Annotated in this window: 13 protein-coding genes; 9 read left to right on the top strand and 4 right to left on the bottom strand. The window is 72.8% G+C overall.

Going from position 1 to position 17,421, the window contains the following annotated elements; all coding sequences use genetic code 11:
* The first annotated feature begins 14 nt into the window (after window positions 1-14).
* A complete protein-coding gene (mutM, locus tag OWR29_RS20230; protein ID WP_267564514.1) occupies window positions 15-869 on the top strand; it encodes a bifunctional DNA-formamidopyrimidine glycosylase/DNA-(apurinic or apyrimidinic site) lyase in 855 nt (284 codons plus the stop codon).
* Here mutM and OWR29_RS20225 read toward each other — a convergent pair.
* From OWR29_RS20225 to OWR29_RS20215, 3 genes are read right to left on the bottom strand one after another with little or no spacing between them, the layout of a single operon-like run.
* The gene (locus OWR29_RS20225; RefSeq protein ID WP_267564513.1) at window positions 823-1,392 is read right to left on the bottom strand and encodes a spherulation-specific family 4 protein; all 570 of its coding nucleotides are present in this window, start codon (window positions 1,390-1,392) and stop codon (window positions 823-825) included. The two genes, mutM and OWR29_RS20225, sit on opposite strands and share 47 nt — an antisense overlap.
* The gene (locus OWR29_RS20220) at window positions 1,392-2,738 is read right to left on the bottom strand and encodes a hypothetical protein (RefSeq protein ID WP_267564511.1); all 1,347 of its coding nucleotides are present in this window, start codon (window positions 2,736-2,738) and stop codon (window positions 1,392-1,394) included. The genes OWR29_RS20225 and OWR29_RS20220 overlap by 1 nt, the downstream gene beginning before the upstream one ends.
* Window positions 2,735-4,258 carry a DUF3492 domain-containing protein gene (locus OWR29_RS20215; protein ID WP_267564509.1) on the bottom strand — a complete coding sequence of 508 codons (1,524 nt, stop codon included), beginning with the start codon at window positions 4,256-4,258 and terminating at the stop codon, window positions 2,735-2,737. Before OWR29_RS20215 ends, OWR29_RS20220 begins: the two co-directional genes overlap by 4 nt.
* A gap of 508 nt (window positions 4,259-4,766) precedes the next feature.
* On the opposite strand from OWR29_RS20215, the gene OWR29_RS20210 reads away from it, so the two are divergent.
* From OWR29_RS20210 to OWR29_RS20200, 3 genes are all read left to right on the top strand, one after another.
* Entirely contained in the window at window positions 4,767-4,961 is a 195-nt protein-coding gene (locus OWR29_RS20210; protein ID WP_267564508.1) for a hypothetical protein, read from the top strand.
* 224 nt (window positions 4,962-5,185) lie between these two features.
* Window positions 5,186-8,767, top strand: coding sequence for a chromosome segregation protein SMC (gene smc, locus OWR29_RS20205; RefSeq protein WP_267564507.1), 3,582 nt, complete (start codon window positions 5,186-5,188; stop codon window positions 8,765-8,767).
* Window positions 8,768-8,772: 5 nt separating this feature from the next.
* Window positions 8,773-9,393, top strand: a complete 621-nt coding sequence (locus OWR29_RS20200; protein WP_267564505.1) for an HAD family hydrolase — start codon at window positions 8,773-8,775, stop codon at window positions 9,391-9,393.
* Here OWR29_RS20200 and OWR29_RS20195 read toward each other — a convergent pair.
* A complete protein-coding gene (locus tag OWR29_RS20195) occupies window positions 9,357-11,045 on the bottom strand; it encodes an alkaline phosphatase D family protein (RefSeq protein WP_267564504.1) in 1,689 nt (562 codons plus the stop codon). The two genes, OWR29_RS20200 and OWR29_RS20195, sit on opposite strands and share 37 nt — an antisense overlap.
* A 140-nt stretch (window positions 11,046-11,185) precedes the next feature.
* Between OWR29_RS20195 and ftsY the strand changes: the two genes are divergently transcribed.
* The 5 genes from ftsY (at window position 11,186) to OWR29_RS20170 (ending at window position 17,405) form a co-directional block, all read left to right on the top strand.
* Window positions 11,186-12,379, top strand: coding sequence for a signal recognition particle-docking protein FtsY (gene ftsY, locus OWR29_RS20190; RefSeq protein ID WP_267564503.1), 1,194 nt, complete (start codon window positions 11,186-11,188; stop codon window positions 12,377-12,379).
* Window positions 12,380-12,417: 38 nt separating this feature from the next.
* The gene (locus tag OWR29_RS20185; RefSeq protein ID WP_133874810.1) at window positions 12,418-13,209 is read left to right on the top strand and encodes a phosphotransferase; all 792 of its coding nucleotides are present in this window, start codon (window positions 12,418-12,420) and stop codon (window positions 13,207-13,209) included.
* A gap of 175 nt (window positions 13,210-13,384) precedes the next feature.
* A complete protein-coding gene (locus OWR29_RS20180; RefSeq protein ID WP_324291256.1) occupies window positions 13,385-14,752 on the top strand; it encodes an ammonium transporter in 1,368 nt (455 codons plus the stop codon).
* A 35-nt stretch (window positions 14,753-14,787) separates the two neighbouring features.
* The gene (locus tag OWR29_RS20175) at window positions 14,788-15,126 is read left to right on the top strand and encodes a P-II family nitrogen regulator (RefSeq protein ID WP_221376040.1); all 339 of its coding nucleotides are present in this window, start codon (window positions 14,788-14,790) and stop codon (window positions 15,124-15,126) included.
* 20 nt (window positions 15,127-15,146) lie between these two features.
* Window positions 15,147-17,405: a [protein-PII] uridylyltransferase gene (locus OWR29_RS20170; protein WP_267564501.1), complete on the top strand. Its 2,259-nt coding sequence runs from the start codon at window positions 15,147-15,149 to the stop codon at window positions 17,403-17,405.
* Window positions 17,406-17,421: the final 16 nt, after the last annotated feature.

Here is a 17,421-nt window from a genome sequence, read left to right as displayed (position 1 = left end):
CAAGAGGAGAAGCAGTGCCTGAGCTGCCCGAGGTCGAGACCGTACGCCAGGGCCTGGCCAAGTGGGTGACGGGCCGCACGATCAAGACCGTCGAGGTGCACCACCCGCGCTCGATCCGCCGCCACGTGACCGGCGACGCGCACTTCATCGCCCTGCTGACCGGCCGCACGATCGCCGACGTGTCCCGCCGCGGCAAATACCTGTGGTTCCCGCTCGACTCGGGCGACGCGATCATCGGCCACCTCGGCATGAGCGGCCAGTTGCTGATGCAGCCGGCCGAGGCCGAGGACGAGAAGCATCTGCGCATCCGCTTCACGTTCACCGACGGCGGTCCCGAGCTGCGCTTCGTCGACCAGCGCACGTTCGGCGGACTGTCCGTCTCGGAGGGTGGCGCCGAGCTGCCCGACGAGATCGCCCACATCGCCCGCGACCCGATGGACCCGCTCTTCGACGACGAGCTGTTCGTGGCCCGGCTGCGCGCCAAGCACACCGAGGTCAAGCGGGCCCTGCTCGACCAGACGCTCATCTCGGGCGTGGGCAACATCTACGCCGACGAGGCGCTCTGGCGGGCCCAGCTGCACGGCGCGCGGCCGACAGATCAACTGACCAGGCCCGCCGTACGGCGGTTGCTCGCCCACGTGCGTGACGTGCTCGCCGAGGCCATCGTGGCCGGTGGCACCAGCTTCGACGAGCTCTACGTCAACGTGAACGGCGAGAGCGGCTACTTCGACCGCTCGCTCAACGCGTACGGGCGGGAGGGCGAGCCGTGCCACCGGTGCGGCACGGTCATCCGGCGCGAGCAGTTCATGAACCGCTCCTCGTTCAGCTGTCCCCGCTGCCAGCCCCGCCCGCGAGCGATCCGGCGCTGACGTACGGGGAGGCGTCGGTGGCCAGCCCGAACCCGGCCCCACGACGGCCCATCAACCGGCGGGCGGCGGTGAGCATGGCGGTCGGCACGCCGTGCACGATGTGCCCGTCGCCCGGGCGCGAGCCGTCGCCGTCCCAGTTCTGATAGGTCGACCACGGTCCCTCGAAGGTGCAGATGCGCACGCCCAGGTCGCGGTAGAGCGGATGGGTCGGGACGCCCGGGTTGAGCACCACCCGGTGCAGCCCGCGCCGGGCGGCCAGCCGCACGGTCAGCGCGACCGGGCCGACCCCGCCCGAACCGGCCGGCGCCCGATCCAGGAACAGACCCTCGGCGCCGTCGGCCCGCCAGGCGTCCACATCGGCCAGCACGTCGGCCAGCGAGCGGCTGCCCCAGTCCAGGTCGACCCGGCCCAGCGACTGGTGCAGCGACCGTCGTTCGCCGGGCGCCTCGCGGACGATCCAGGTGTCGGCGTCCAGCGGCAGCTCGGGCGACGGATGGGCGTACGGGGGGAACAGGGTCTTCACTATGTTCTCCGGGAGTCGTCGGCGGTGGGTGCGGACTGGGCGGTCAGGGCCACGACGAGCAGGCCGGCCAGGTGGGTGGCGGCGAGCACGGCGACGGCGTCCGGCAGGGGGCCGGAGGAGGGCAGCGGCAGCAGCGGCAGGGCCACGGTGACCAGGGGCGGCGCGGCGGCCAGAAGGGCGGCGACGGCGGTGCGGGAGCGCGCGGCCAGCAGGTAGGTGACGGCGAAGACCCCGCCGAGCAGGGTGCCGCCGGCCAGGCCGAGCACCGTGGCCGAGGTCTTTGCGGCCGGCAGCTGATAGGCGGCCAGGGCCAGGGCGATCCCCACCGCGAACGGCGGCAGCAGCCCGACGATCGTGATCAGAGTGACGCTGCGGACGTGCTTGCGGTAGTCGGCGCCGTTCTCGGTCGTGTCCAGCCCCGCCTCGACCTGGCCGGTGTGCCAGCCGATCAGCGCCTCGAGGATGGGCACGGCCAGCAGCAGCGGCAGCCAGAACGGCGCGGTCGAGCCGGACGGCCCGGCCTGCCAGACCTGCCCCAGAACGACCGCCTGGGACGCCCCGATCACCAGATAGCCACCGCTGCGGCGCAGTTCGGCCGGGGTGAGCCGGGGCCGGCGGCCGGGGGCGCCGGGCACGACGACCGGCTGGTAGGCCCGGACGAGAGCCACCACGATGGCCGCCGGCAGCAGCAGGCCCACCTCGGCCGTCCGGCCGATCAGCGGCTCGGCCAGCGCCGACCCGGCCAGCAGCCAGCAGGGCAGGCTCCACACGACCACGGCGGCCTCGGTCCGGGTCACCAGGGCGGCGGTGATCGTGGCCAGTGTGCCCAGCCCGCCCAGGCCGATCACCAGGGCCAGCCCCCGGTGCGGGCCGACCAGCGCGTCCGGCGCGATCCAGACCAGCGAGCACCACAGACCGGCCACGGCCGCGAAGCCGCCACCGGCCAGACGCGCGGCGGCGGCCGGCCCGGCCCGGCGCGCGACCGAGACGCCGGCGCTGGTCAGCGCCTGCGCGGCGGCCCAGCCCAGCAGCAGCGTGGCCAGCGGCACCGGCCACGGGACGTCGGTCAGCGGGCCGGCGGCGGCCGCGGCCACGCTGAGCGGGCCCAGATAGAGGGCGCAGCGCACGAACGCGGCCCGCAGGTAGGAGCGGCGGGCGGGGGCGCGGTGCGAACGAGCCGGCTGCGGTTCCTCGGCCGGGGGCCGGGGTTCCTCGGGCGGCGGGGTCATCGCGTACGCGGGACGAGGGGTGGTGAAGGTGGGGGGCACGCTGTGCCTCGGGCCGGTGGGGACGCGACGGCGCGGACGGCGGGAGGCTGTGCGGGTACGGCCGGGGGTGATCGTCATCCGTCCTGCCTTTCACTGACCAGCCAGCGCAGGGTGACCGGCGGCTCGGACCGCGGGGCCGGCACGGCCAGCGCCAGCTCGAACGAGGGCGGCGGGGGCGGCGCCGCGAGATCGGCGTAGAGCTCGCCGTAGATGCGGACCACCCGGTCGTTCGTGAAGTGGGTCAGTGCCCGTGCGCGGGCGGCCTCGGCCAGCGCCCGGCGCCGGGCCGGCGCCCGCAGCAGGTCGACGACGGCGATCGCCAGCTCGGCCGGGTCGCCCGGCTGCACCAGCACACCGGCGTCGCCCAGCGTCTCGGCGGCCGGTCCCACGTCGACCCCGACCACCGCGCGGCCCGACATCATGGCCTCGACCAGCCGGTACGGCGGGTCGGCGGGGCCCGGCACATGGGCCACCACGTGGGCCCGGGTGTACCGGTCGCCGCGCTCGGCGGGCAGCGGGTGCAGGCGTACGGCCCGGCCCAGCCCGGAGCGCTCGATCTGCTCGGCGCAGTAGTCCTCGTGGGCCGCGGTCACCCCCACCAGATGCAGCACGGTTCCCGGCATCGCGGCCACGACCTGCTCGAACGCGGCCAGCAAGGGCGACAGGCCGCTGTCCGGCCCGCCGCTGCCGGCCCAGACCACGGCCGGATCCGACTCCAGTTCGGCCACGCCCGGGTACTCCGACGGATCGGCCCCGGGCGGCACCGCCACCATCTTGTCCACCGGGGCGCCGTGCCGCAGCGCCCACTCGTGGTGGTACGCGCTGAGCGGCGCGATCAGTCCCGCCTCGGCGTAGCCGGTGCGGGCGACCGAACCCCGGAACCGGCGCAGCACCGTCCGGACCGCCGGCGACAGGCGGTCCTCGTGCGGCTTGTGCCGGGCGACGGCGGCCCGGGCCTCGGTGAGCAGCAGCGGCACACCCTGCCGCCAGCGCCCGCCCAGCGCCGAGAGCAGCGGGGTGGTGCCGCCCACACAGTGCACGAGATCCGCCGCGGGAACCTCGACGGTGACCGCCCCGAGCGCGTGCCGCAGCAGGTTGGCCGCCGTCCGGGCGTCGCGCATGCTCAGCCGGGGCAGGTCGTCACCCGTGCGCCAGGCCTCGAGCAACGCGTCGGCCAGCGGCAGCGAGAGCAGCATCGACGGGCGCTCGGCGACCCGGCGCAGCCCGTCCGCGAACGCCCGCCCGACGTCGTTCTCCTCGCGGATCAGCCCGCGGCACAGCAGCCCGGCGGCCGCCTGACCCAGCTCGGCCTCGGTGCGGCGGCGCTCGTTGCGCTCCCGCCGGCTCTCGTTCTTGATCACGGCCCGGCTCGCGACGGCGCCGGGGATGGCGACGGCCCGGGCCGAGCCGACGTTCAGGGGCAGCGGGTAGGCGGGGGCCGGCGGCGGTTCCCGATCGGTCACGGTCAGCAACTCGAAACGGAACCGGCGCAACCCCTCGACGAGAGTTCGGCACCATCCGCTGAGGGCGTCCCGCCGATACGGGTAACCGCCGCCGGTGAGCATGCAGATGCGCTCGCGCGGCGGGGTCGGATTCACGATGGGGGCAACGAAACAGCGCGCCGAAGGCAGGGGAGGCTGTCGGATAGGCGACAGATTTACGCGACATTTACCCGATTTGCCGCCCTATTTGTCCGTTAAAGACGGAGTTTGCGTTCGGGTGATGTGGGTGGGGAAGGGGGTACGCCTGTGGACAACTCCGGGTTGATCTTGGTTGCGAGGTACGGTCGCCGCCACCTCCCCCTCCCATGAAGGGCGGGCCGGGTGGCATGATTCACTACCTCGCCACGGCGGGACGCCTCCGCAGCGCTTGACGGGAACTGGGTATCGGCGGACTATGGAGGAGTCGCCAGTCGCGCCTACTCGTGCCCGGTTCCAGTTGGGCCCGAGCGATCCGCACCTTGAGAAAACTTTCCTAGGGTGCATGATTCTGTGCTCAAAGCGTGCCCTTCGAGCACAGTTCGCAGGCGTTTGCTGCGCGCGCGTTGGTCGGCCTCTCCACCAACGCTTTCCATACTGAAGAAGCCGTGCTTCTCAAGGAGTCACCATGGCGAAGGCCCTCTTTGGCCACGTAGGTGCGGCGCCCGACCGGCGCCTGCTCGACGAGGTCACCCGTCTGCGTTCCAGGGTGCAGTCCCTGGAGTTCGAGGTCACCCGCCTGCGGGCGGAAAATGATCGTCTCGCGGCCGCCGCGGCCGAGGCCGACGATTTCGCGCGGCTGACCGTGCCCGCCCTGACCTGAGCTCCACCGGCCGCCTGAGCTGAGCGATCCTGGCCGGCGGCCACCGCAATCCCCTCGAACCAAACGAAGCACCAAAGACGCACCCCGAAATCGCGCGCCTCCACTCCGTGGCGGCGCGCATCTTTTTGTCCGGTTTCGCGGCGACGCGGAGCGGCGATTACGGCTGCTGAGGCACGCCGGGGGTAGTCTGCGCCGAAGCAAAGACGTCCGACCCCCGGAGATCCGTGCACCTCAAGAGCCTGACGGTCAAGGGCTTCAAGTCCTTCGCCTCCGCTACGACGCTGCGGCTGGAGCCGGGCATCACCTGTGTGGTGGGCCCCAACGGCTCCGGCAAGTCCAACGTCGTCGACGCCATCGCCTGGGTCCTCGGCGAGCAGGGCGCCAAGGCGCTGCGCGGCGGCAAGATGGAGGACGTCATCTTCGCCGGCACGTCCGGCCGGGCTCCGCTGGGCCGGGCCGAGGTGACGCTCACGATCGACAACAACGACGGCGCCCTGCCGATCGAGTACACCGAGGTGTCGATCACGCGCCGCATGTTCCGCGACGGCGCCAGCGAGTACGAGATCAACGGGAACGCCTGCCGGCTGCTCGACATCCAGGAGCTGCTGAGCGACTCCGGCATCGGCCGCGAGATGCACATCATCGTCGGGCAGGGCCGGCTCGACGCCATGCTGCACGCCAAGCCGGAGGACCGCCGCGCCTTCATCGAGGAGGCGGCCGGTGTCCTCAAGCATCGTAAGCGGAAAGAAAAGGCGATCCGCAAGCTCGACGCGATGCAGGTCAACCTCAACCGCCTCACCGACCTCACGGCCGAGCTGCGGCGCCAGCTGAAGCCGCTGGGCAAGCAGGCCGAGGTGGCCCGGCGGGCGGCCGGCATCCAGGCCGACCTGCGCGACGCCCGGCTGCGGCTGCTCGCCGACGACCTGCACACGCTGCGCACCACCCTCGACAAAGAGATCGCCGACGAGTCGGCCATGCGCGACCGCCGCGGGCAGGTCGAGGCCGAGAACCGGGAGGTCCAGCGGCACCTGGCCGACCTCGAGCTGGCCCACGCCGAGGACGCGCCGCTGCTGCAGGCCGCCCAGGACACCTGGTACAAGCTGTCCGCCCTGCAGGAACGTTTCCGCTCGACCGAGCAGCTGGCCACCGAGCGGCTGCGCCACCTCGCGGCCACCCCCGACGAGGAAAGGCCCGGCCGGGACCCCGATCAGCTGGTGGCCGAGTCGGAGCGGGTGCGCGAGCAGGAAGAAGAGCTGCGCGAGGCGCTCACCGACGACCAGATGCGCCTGGCCGAGGCGATCGAGCACCGTCAGGAGCAGGAACGCCAGCTCGCGGCGGCCGAGGGCGCGCTGCGTACGGCCGCGAAGGCGATCGCCGACCGGCGTGAGGGCCTGGCCAAGCTGACCGGCAACGTCAACGCGGCCCGGGCCCGCACCGAGGGCGCCACCGACGAGATCGAGCGCCTGGCCGCGGCCCACACCGACGCGATGATGCGAGCCGAGGCGGCCCAGGCCGAGGTGGACGCCGTCGCCGCCGAGTCGTCCGAGGCCGACCGGGGCAACGTCGAGCTCGACGAGCGGCACGCCGAGGCGGTCGAACGGCACGACCGGGCGGCCGCCGTGGTCAGGGAGCTCTCCGACGCCGAGCGGGCCGCCGAGAAGGACGCGGCCAGCTGGAAGGCTCGCGAGGAGGCGCTGGCGCTCGGCCTCAAGCGCAAGGACGGCGCCGGGGCGCTGCTGGCCAAGGCGGGCGAGGTGCCGGGGCTGCTGGGCAGCCTGGCCTCGATGCTCACCGTCCGGCCCGGACACGAGGCCGCCCTGGCCGCGGCGCTGGGCTCGCTGGCCGACGCGGTCGCGCTGTCCGGCGTGGACGAGGCCGTCGAGGCGATGCGCACGCTCAAGATCGCCGACGCCGGACGGGCCGCGCTGGTCGTGGCGTCGCCGGCCGGTCCCGGCATGCAGGGGTCGCTGGACGCGTTGCGGCCGGCCCTGCCCGAGGGGGCGGTGTGGGCGCCCGACGTGATCGGATGCCCGGACGACGTACGGCCGGCTCTGAACCGCGCCCTGCGGGATGTCGTCCTCGTGCCCGATCACGCGGCCGCGGTGGCGTTGATCGCCGCCAACTCCGAGCTGCGCGCGGTCACGCCGGACGGTGACGTGCTCGGCGCGTACGCCGCCGCCGGTGGCTCGGGCAAGGCCACCAGCTACCTCGAGGTGCAGGCTGCGGTCGACGAGGCCAAGGCCCGCCGGGAGACCGCCGAGCAGGCGATCGTCGAGCTCAAGGAGCAGATGGCCCAGGCCCGGGCCGAGGTGGCCGGGCACAAGGAGGCCGTGAACGTCGCGGCCCAGGCCAAGCGGGCCGCCGAGGGCGAGCGCAACGCGGCCGCCCGTCGCCTGGCCGAGCTGGGTGCGGCCGCCCGGTCGGCCAAGGCCGAGACCGAGCGTCTGGGCGCGGCCCGGCAGAAGGCCGAATCGGCCCGCGAGGCCGACCTGATGCGGGTGGCCGAGCTCGAGGAGCGGTTGCGCCTGGCCGAGGCCACCCCGATCGACGAGGAGCCGTCGACCGACGAACGGGACCGGCTGGCCGCGCTCGTGCCGCAGTCCCGGCAGAACGAGATGGAGGTGCGGCTCGCCGTCCGGACGGCCGAGGAGCGCGTCGCCTCGATCGCCGGCCGGGCCGACTCGCTGCTGCGCCAGGCCAACGCCGAGCGGCAGGCCCGCGAGCGGGCGGCCGCCCGTCGTGCCGCGCGGGCCCGGGGCGCCGAGATCGCCCGGGCCGTCGCGCTGGGCGCCGCCGCCGCGCTGGCCCGCGTCCGGGTGTCGCTGGTGGCGGCGGTCGAGGTCCGCGACGAGCTGGCCCAGGCCCGGACGCTGCGGGAAGCCGAGCTGCAAGAGGTCCGGGCCGGGGCCAAGCGCCTGGTCACCGAGCTGGAGCGGCTGACCAACGAGGTGCACCGGGACGAGGTGGCCCGAGCCGAGCAGCGGATGCGCATCGAGCAGCTCGAGGCCAAGGCGGCCGAGGACTTCTCGCTCGACGTCGACACGCTGATCACCGAGTACGGTCCCGACCAGCTGGTGCCGCCGACCCAGGCCGAGGTGGCGCAGGCCGAGAAGGACGGCAAGCCGGCGCCCGAGCCGGTCCCGTTCCACCGGCCGACGCAGGAGAAGCGGGGCAACAAGGCCGAGCGCGACCTGGCCCTGCTGGGCAAGGTCAACCCGCTCGCGCTGGAGGAGTTCGCCGCGCTCGAGGAGCGCTTCAAGTTCCTCTCCGACCAGCTGGAAGACCTCAAGGCCACCCGCAAAGACCTGCTCACCGTGGTCAAGGACGTCGACGACCGGATCCTCGAGGTGTTCACCTCGGCCTTCGAGGACACGGCGCGCGAGTTCGAGGTCGTGTTCCAGGTGCTCTTCCCGGGCGGTGAGGGCCGGCTGGTGCTGACCGACCCGGAGGACATGCTCACCACCGGCGTCGAGGTTGAGGCCCGCCCGCCCGGCAAGAAGATCAAGCGGCTGTCGCTGCTGTCGGGTGGCGAGCGCTCGCTGACCGCCGTGGCCATGCTGTGTGCCATCTTCCGGGCCCGCCCCTCGCCCTTCTACATCATGGACGAGGTCGAGGCGGCCCTCGACGACGTCAACCTGGGCCGGTTGATTACGCTCTTCGCGCAGCTGCGGGAGAAGAGCCAGCTTTTGATCATCACGCACCAGAAGCGCACCATGGAGGTTGCCGACGCCCTCTACGGCGTCACCATGCGCGCTGGTGTGACCCAGGTGATCAGCCAGCGGCTCAAGCACGATCCGGAGGAGTAACCCCTATGCCGCGCGACCGCGCCCAGGCCCTGCTCATCGACCTGGACGGCGTGCTGCGCCGCTGGGACCCGGCCCCGATGATCGCCGTCGAGGTGGACAACGGGCTCAAGCCGGCCGCCCTGCTGGAGACGGCGATGTCGTGGGACATCTACCGCCCGGCGATGGCCGGCGAGATCACCGACGCCGAGTGGATGGAACTCGTGGCGTCCCGGCTGCCGCTCGACATCGAGGAGGCCCGCGCCGCGGTCGCCCAGTGGCAGGCGTACCGGGGCGAGCCCGACCCCGAGGTGCTGGCGTTCGTCCGCGAGGTGCGCGCGGCCGGTCGCAAGGTGGGCCTGGCCACCAACGCCACCGACCGCCTGCGCGGCGACCTGGAGACCCTCGGCCTGGCCGGCGAGGTCGACGTGGTGGTCAGCTCGTGGGAGATCAAGGCCCACAAGCCGGCCCCCGAGTTCTTCGAGAAGGCCTGCGAGCTGATCGGCTTCCCGCCCAAGCTGGTGCTCTTCATCGACGACGACGACCGCGCCGTACGCGGGGCCCGCGCCGCCGGTCTGTCGGCCTACCGCTGGTCGGGCCCCCAGCACCTCGACTACCTGCGCAAGGCGCTCGACCTTCCGGAGGGGTAGGGGACCTCGACCACCTCGAACAGGTTGCCGTCCTTGTCGGTGCCCTCGACCTTGGCGGTGGCCTGCGGGCCCTGGAGGGTCAGGGTGCTGATGGCGTTGCCGAAGTAGGGGCCGGCCAGGCGCTTCCAGGTCCAGGCGGGGCGCCGGACCGAGGCTGAGCGGGCCAGACCCCGTACGCCGTGGGCCGCGGCCCGGGACCAGCTGAAGCGCATCAGCGGCCGCATGAAGGCGGGCACCTGGTTGTGCACGGGGGAGCAGGTCAGCTGCATCACCGGGGTGGCCATGGCGGTGCCGAAGTCGGCCTCGGCCACGTACGAGTGGTGGACGTCGCCGGACAGAACGCTGATCGAGGCGGGGGCCGCGTACGCGCCGCCGGCGCCGACCCGGTGGCCGGGGGAGCCGGTGCCGCCCTCGCCCAGGCGGCGGAACAGCTCGCCCAGGGCGTTGAACGAGCGGGTGAAGGCGGCCCAGTGCTCGAGGTCGACCGCACGGCGCAGCTTCTCGGCGGCCTGAGCCACCCAGGGGCGGCGGGAGGCGGCCGTGCTCTCGTTCCACGCCTCCAGGTAGTGGATGGCCGGCGGCATCAGCCAGGGCAGGGAGCTGCCGACGACCAGGTGGTCGTACTCGCCGTGGGCCTGGTCGACGAACCAGTTCCACTCGGCGGCGGGCAGCATCTCGCGGCGGTCGGGGGTGAGCACCCGGCTGCAGCGGTTGTCCAGCATGACCAGGCGGGTGCGGCCGATGTCGAGCGCGTAGCTCCACTGGTACGTCTGCTCGGCCGTGTCGACCGTGCGGCCGAACTCGTGCAGCAGGTCGGTGGCGTCGTCGACCGTGGTGACCTTCTGGAACAGCGGGTCGGTGGCCAGCTCGTCCGGGCTCAGGTTGCCCAGGTGCTGATAGACCCAGTACGAGGCCAGCCCGCCGGTGATCCGCTCCTCCCACCAGCTCTGCTGGTTCATGTCGTGCCGCCACGACTCGGAGGTGTTCCAGTCGTCGATCATCTCGTGGTCGTCGAAGATCATGACGGTCGGCACGGTGGCGAACAGCCAGCGCACCTCGGGGTCGCGCCACGATTCCAGATAGAGCTTCGTGTACTCCTCGAACGTCACCACCTGGTCGTTCGGGCCGTCGTGGCCGGCGGCGCGGCGGCGGCGCAGGAAGCGGCGCACCTTGGCCGAGGTGTTGTCGGCGTAGACCTGGTCGCCCAGCAGCACGATCACGTCCGGCCGCAGCTCCGGGTTCTGCGGGTCGGCCATCAGCCGCCGGGAGTACGCGTCGAGGGCGTCCGGCGGCAGCTTGCGGGTGGTCGAGCTGGGGGTGGCCTCGCGGCACGAGCCGAAGATCATGCGCACCGGGGCGTCCCCGGCGGGCCGGGTGTGGATGGCCGGCGGCGGGTAGGACGACTCGGTGCTCGGCCACACCTGGCGGTCGTCGAGCAGGACCTTGTACGTGCTCGAGGCGCCCAGCCGCAGGCCCTCGACCACGACGAGGGCGTAGTGATGCCCGTACGCCGTGAAGGTGGGCGCCGAGCCGGCGCCCCCGCCGTCCGCCTCGACGTGCACGTAGGCCGGCTCGGAGGTCTCGACCCAGATGGTGGCGCGGTCGCCCACCACCCGCCGCAGGAGCGGACCGATGAGCAGATGAGCGGTCACTGCGGGTACGCCGGGGTGTGGCGCATGGGAGAGCCTCCATGCTGTTGCTCGGGGATGACCATCGTGCGCCACATGTGCCACAGGTCGCCACTCCACGGCCGACGCCACACGCGGCCGGGCCATCTGTCAGGATTTCGGCTATGGAATACGTGGTCGCCGCAGTCATCCTGCTCGTCGTCCTAGTGGCCGGCGCGATCGGCCTGGTGGTGCCCCGCATGCGCCGCCGTGAGCTGCCCCCCTCGTCGACGGGCGGCGACACGACGACGCTGGAGCGGCCGTCCGCGGCGGAACCCGGGGTGCAGACGCCGCCCCTGGTCGTCCCGGCCGAGGTCGACGAGGGCCTGCCGCCCCTGATCGTCGAAGAGAAGCCGCCCGTCGAAGAGGCGCCGGTCCTCGAGAGGCCCGAGCCCACGGCCGGCCGCCTGGTGCGCCTGCGGGCCCGCCTGGCCCGCTCGCAGAACGTCTTCGGCAAGGGCCTGCTCAGCGTGCTCTCCCGCGACCACCTCGACGAGGACGCGTGGGAAGAGATCGAGGACAGCCTGATCAGCGCCGACGTCGGCGTCGAGGCGACCCAGGTGATCGTGGCCCGGCTGCGCGAGCGGGTACGGGTGCTGGGCTCCCGCACCGTGGCCGAGGTGCGCGAACAGCTGGCCCAGGAGCTCGTGGCCGCGCTCGAGCCCGAGATGGACCGCACCCTGAAGACCACCCCGCACGACGGGCGGCCCGCGGTGATGCTGGTGGTCGGCGTGAACGGCGCCGGCAAGACCACCACCTGCGGCAAGATCGGCCGGGTGCTGATCGCGGACGGGCGGTCGGTGCTGTTCGGCGCGGCCGACACGTTCCGCGCGGCCGCCGCCGACCAGATCCAGACCTGGGGCGAGCGGGTCGGCGCCGAGACGGTCCGCGGCCCCGAGGGCGGCGACCCGGCCAGCGTCGCGTTCGACGCGGTCAAGCGGGGCATCGACACCGGCATCGACACCGTGATCATCGACACGGCCGGCCGCCTGCAGAACAAGGTGGGTCTGATGGACGAGCTGGGCAAGGTCAAGCGGGTGGTCGAGAAGCACGGCCCGGTCGACGAGACGCTGCTCATCCTTGACGCGACGACCGGCCAGAACGGTCTGGAGCAGGCCCGGGTGTTCACCGAAGTGGTGGACGTGACGGGAGTCGTACTCACCAAGCTCGACGGCACCGCCAAGGGTGGCATCGTCATCGCCGTGCAGCGCAAGCTGGGCATTCCCGTCAAGCTGGTGGGGCTGGGCGAGGGGCCGGACGACCTGGCGCCGTTCGAGCCGGCCGCGTTCGTCGAAGCGTTGCTTGGCAGCGCCGCGTAATCTCGAAGTTCAGCCACAAGCAGCGAGGGGGTGTGGGCGTGACGCAGGAGCGGGAGATTCCGCTGCACGGCGGCAACGTCAGCACCGTCTCCAAGGTCGGCGACACCGTCCGGCGCAACGCTGGGCCGTGGACGCCGGCCGTGCACAGCCTGCTCAACCACCTCGAGCGGGTGGGCTTCACCGGGTCGCCGCACGCGCTGGGCATGGACGACAAGGGCCGCGAGGTCCTGTCATACCTGGACGGCGAGTGCGGCGAATATCCGCTGGCCCCGCACTGGGTTACCGAAGAGGCGCTGGTCACGGTGGCCACCATGCTGCGGATGTTCCACGACGCCCAGTACGGTTTCGTGCCCCCGCCGGGCGCGGTGTGGCGCTCGTTCGGCCCGCCGCCGCCCGACACCGAGGTGATCTGCCACCACGACGCGGCCCCGCACAACGTGGTCTGGCGGCCCGACGGCACCCTGGCCCTGATCGACTTCGACCTGGCCTCGCCGGGCGCCCGCATCTACGACGTGGCCTACGCCGCCTGGACCTGGGTGCCCCTGTTCAGCGACCGGGATTCGTACACGCTGGGCTGGAAGAGGCCGAACCGGCCGCGCCGCCTGCGGTTGTTCGCCGACGCGTACGGCCTGATCCCGCGCGACCGGCACCGCCTGGTCCGCACGATCCGCAAGCGCATCGTCGACCACGTCGAGGGGATCCGGCGGATGGCGGCGGCCGGCGACCCCGCGTTCGTTCGCATTGTTCACAAGGGCCATCTACGTCGGCCGATGCGTGATCTCCGCCTGCTCGACTACGAGCGGCACACCCTGGAGTACGCCCTCCGCTGAGCCGGGGGTTGTGAGAGTTTCTTCACACGTACGAAACAGTCCGTCACGCGCCGGAAATCGCGTGTAGACCCTGCGTGAAACCTCCGACCGGAAGTCTCTCGTCACGAAACCGGCCGACCGGCGACGCCGCCCCTTGGTCGTGTGAGAGGACACCTTCATTCCGAGAGGAGGCAGCGTGGAGATCGATACCGGCAATACCGCCTGGTTGCTCCTGTCGTCTGCGCTCGTTTTGCTCATGACCCCGGGTCTGGCGCTGTTCTACGGTGGCCTCAACCGGTCCAAGGGCGTTCTGAACATGATGCTGATGAGCTTCAGCGCCATCGGGCTCATCTCGATCCTGTGGGCCCTGTACGGGTTCTCGCTCGCCTTCAGCGCCAACGGCTCCGAGGGCCTGAACAACATCATCGGCAACTGGGGCTACGCCGGCACCAGCACCAGCTGGGTCGGTGACATGTGGGGCGAGACCGGCATCCCCACGTACGTCTTCATGGCCTTCCAGATGATGTTCGCCATCATCACCGTCGCCCTGATCAGCGGCGCCGTCTCCGACCGCTTCAAGTTCGCCGGCTGGGTGCTGTTCGCCTTCGGCTGGTTCACCCTGGTCTACGTGCCCGTGGCCCACTGGGTGTGGGGCGGCGGCTGGATCGGCGCCCAGCTCAAGGCGCTCGACTTCGCCGGTGGCACCGCGGTGCACATCAACGCCGGTGCGGCGGCTCTGGCCCTGGCGCTGATCCTCGGCAAGCGCATCGGCTGGCCGCGCGAGAACATGCGCCCGCACAACGTGCCGTTCGTGGCCCTGGGCGCCGGCCTGCTGTGGTTCGGCTGGTTCGGCTTCAACGCCGGCTCCGAGCTGACCGTCGACAGCACCACCGCCGTCGCCTTCGTCAACACCCAGCTCGCCACCGCGGCCGCCGTGGTCGGCTGGCTCGTGGTCGAGTGGATCCGCGACGGCAAGCCCACCCTGGTCGGCGGCTCCTCCGGCGCCATCGCCGGCCTGGTCGCCATCACCCCGGCCTGTGGCTTCATCGCCCCGCTGCCGGCCGTGCTGCTCGGCATCATCGCCGGTGTGCTGTGCGCCCTGGCCGTGGGTCTGAAGTACCGCTTCGGCTACGACGACTCGCTCGACGTGGTCGGCGTGCACTTCGTCGGCGGCTGGATCGGCTCGCTGTTCATCGGCCTGTTCGCCACCACGGACGTCAACGGCGCGATCACCGACGTGCTCGGCGCCAACGAGGGCCTGTTCTACGGCGGCGGCGCGACCCAGCTGGGCCGCCAGTTCGTCGGCAGCCTGGCCGTGACGGTCTACTCGTTCGCCATCGCCGCCGTGCTCGCCCTGATCCTCAAGGCCGTCAAGCTCGGCCGGGTCAGCGAGGAGGCCGAGATCGGCGGCATCGACATCGCGGATCACGGTGAGTCCGGCTACGACCTCACCCCGGCCGGCGGCTCGGGCGGCGGCGGCGCCTTCGCCATGGCGGGCCTCAAGCCCGGCCAGTCGGTGGACGCCGACGGCAAGGCCGACGTCAGCCAGAAGGTCCCCGGTTAAATCACCCTATGAGCGCCCCGATGGAAGGACTGAGCATGAAGCTGGTGACCGCGGTCATCAAGCCGTACCAGCTCGACGCGGTGAAGGAGGCTCTGCACGCCCTCGGCGTCAGCGGCCTGACCGTGAGCGAGGTACAGGGCTACGGGCGGCAGAAGGGCCACACCGAGGTGTACCGGGGAGCCGAGTACACGGTGGAGTTCCTGCCGAAGATCAAGGTCGAGGTGGTCACCGACGAGATCGACGTCGACAAGATCGTCGACGCGGTCGTCACGGCGGCCAAGACCGGCAAGATCGGTGACGGCAAGGTCTGGGTCACGTCGGTCGACGACGTCATCCGGGTCCGTACCGGCGAGCGCGGCCTCGACGCGCTCTGATCCGAAGAGAGTTGACACGCATGCCCAGTGAGCCGCCGTCCCCACCGCAGGTGCCGGTCGGCGGCTCGCTGGACAAGCTGCGCGAGCACATCGGCGCCGCCGCCCGGCAGGAACGGGCGGCGGCGCTCGACTCGTGGCTGCAAGAGATGTTCCCCAGTCACCTGCCCGGGGTCAGCCTGGTCGCGGTGGGCGGCCTGGGCCGGCGCGAGTGCGCCCCCTACAGCGACCTCGACCTCGTGCTGCTGCACCACGGCGCGGCCGGCATCGACCGGATCGCGGCCGGCCTCTGGTACCCGATCTGGGACGCCCGGCTCGGCCTCGACCACTCGGTGCGGACCCTGCCGGAGGCGCTGTCGGTCGCGCACGACGACGTCAAGGTCTCCCTCGGCCTGCTCGACGCCCGCCACGTGGCCGGCGACGCGGCCCTGACCGGTGAGCTCGTGGCGGCCGCGGGCGACCAATGGCGGCGCACCGCGGTGCGGCTGCTGCCCCAATTGCGGGAGCTGACCGCCACCCGCTGGGCCACCAACGGCGAGCTGGCCTTCCTGCTCGAGGGCGACCTCAAGGAGGCCGCGGGCGGGCTGCGCGACGTGACGTTGCTGCGCGCGATCGGCCGGGCCGGGGTGGCCGACACCATGCGCCCGGCGGTGCGCGCGGCCAACCTGCGGCTGCTCGACACCCGCGACGCGCTCCACCTGGCCGTCGGGCGCCGGATCGACCGGCTCGTGGCCCAGGAACGCTCGGCGGTGGCCGAGCTGCTCGACCTCGACGACGGAGACGCGCTTCTGCGGCGGGTCGCGGGCGACGCTCGTACGGTGGCCCACGCGCTCGACGACGCCTGGCGCGCCACCGACCGGCTGCGCAGCGGACGCCGCCGGGGAACGCCCGCGGGCGCGCCGTCCCGCCGCCCGGTGGCCCGGGACGTGGTCGAGCAGGACGGCGAGCTGGTGCTGGCCCGGACGGCGATCGGCCCCGTGCCCGACCCGAGCCTGTCGCTGCGGGTGGCCGCCGCGGCCGCCGTCGTCCAGCTGCCGATCGCCCGCGCCACCAGCGAGTGGCTGGCCTCGTTCAGCCCGCCGCTGCCGGCCCCGTGGCCGCCGGCCGCCCGGGCCGCCCTGGTCTCGCTGCTCGGCTCCGGCCCCGGCCTGCTGCCCACGTGGGAGACGTGCGACCGGTACGGGCTGATCGACGCCTGGCTGCCGGAGTGGGCCCGGATGCGCAGCCTGCCCCAGCACCACCCGATCCACCGGTTCACCCTCGACCGGCACCTGGTGCAGGCCGCGTACGAGGCCACCGCCCACACCCGTGAGGTCGAACGCCCCGACCTGCTGCTGATCGGCGCCTTCCTGCACGACGTGGGCAAGGGCCTGCCCGGCGACCACAGCGTCGTCGGCGCCCCGATCGCGGCCGCCATCGCCACCCGGATCGGCCTGCCGCCGGCCGACGTGGCCACGATCGAGAAGATGGTGCGGCTGCACCTGCTGTTGCCCGACGTGGCCACCCGGCGCGACCTGAGCGACCCGATGACCATCTCGAGCGTGGCCGAGGCGGTCGGCGACACCACCACCCTCGACCTGCTGCACGCGCTGGCCCGGGCCGACTCGCAGGCCACCGGCCCGGCCGCCTGGTCGGACTGGAAGGGCCGGCTGATGCAGGAGCTGGTCAGCCGCGTGCACCTGGCGCTGGACACGGGCGAGCTGCCCGAGCCGCCGGCGCCCGACCCCGAACTGCTCGAGGGCGACCTGCCCGCGGTGCACCTGGACGGCGACCGCCTGGCCGTGGCCGCGGCCGACCGCCGGGGGCTGCTCGCCGCCGTGGCCGCCTGCCTGGCCATGCACCGGCTCGACGTGGTCGGGGCCAACGCGAGCACGGTGGACGGCCGGGCGATCGTCGAGTTCTTCACCCAGCCCCGCTACGGCAGCCCGTACGACCCCTTCGCGCTCGCGGCCGACCTGCGCCGCGTGGCCGCCGGGGACGTGTCGGTGACCCAGCGCGTACGGGCCCGGGCCATGAGCGCGCGCGGCGGCACCGCCTCGCCGCGCGTGGTGTGGCAGCGCGACGTGGCCACCGACGCCGCCGTCCTCGAACTGCGCGCGGCCGACTCGCCCGGTCTGCTCTATCGGGTGGCCACCGCGCTCGACGAGACCGGGGCCGAGGTGCGCGCGGCCCGCATCTCCACCCTGGGCGGCGACGTCGTGGACGCGTTCTACCTGGTCGGCGCGTGGGCCGACGCCGCCGAGCGGGATCGGGTGGCGGCCGCCGTGCTGGCCGCGGTCTGAAGATCGACGTCACCGC

This window comes from Paractinoplanes pyxinae (genome assembly GCF_026626335.1).
Lineage (GTDB): Bacteria > Actinomycetota > Actinomycetes > Mycobacteriales > Micromonosporaceae > Actinoplanes > Actinoplanes pyxinae.
The sequence above is the reverse complement of the archived record's forward strand: the minus strand, read 5'-3'. Positions and strand labels throughout refer to the sequence as shown.

Excerpts from the sequence above, each read along its gene's own strand:
- OWR29_RS20220 (WP_267564511.1), bottom strand. The coding sequence starts at position 2,738 with ATGACGATCACCCCCGGCCGTACCCGCACAGCCTCCCGCCGTCCGCGC.
- OWR29_RS20210 (WP_267564508.1), top strand. The coding sequence starts at position 4,767 with ATGGCGAAGGCCCTCTTTGGCCACGTAGGTGCGGCGCCCGACCGGCGC.
- OWR29_RS20200 (WP_267564505.1), top strand. The coding sequence starts at position 8,773 with ATGCCGCGCGACCGCGCCCAGGCCCTGCTCATCGACCTGGACGGCGTG.
- ftsY (WP_267564503.1), top strand. The coding sequence starts at position 11,186 with ATGGAATACGTGGTCGCCGCAGTCATCCTGCTCGTCGTCCTAGTGGCC.
- OWR29_RS20175 (WP_221376040.1), top strand. The coding sequence starts at position 14,788 with ATGAAGCTGGTGACCGCGGTCATCAAGCCGTACCAGCTCGACGCGGTG.
- OWR29_RS20170 (WP_267564501.1), top strand. The coding sequence starts at position 15,147 with ATGCCCAGTGAGCCGCCGTCCCCACCGCAGGTGCCGGTCGGCGGCTCG.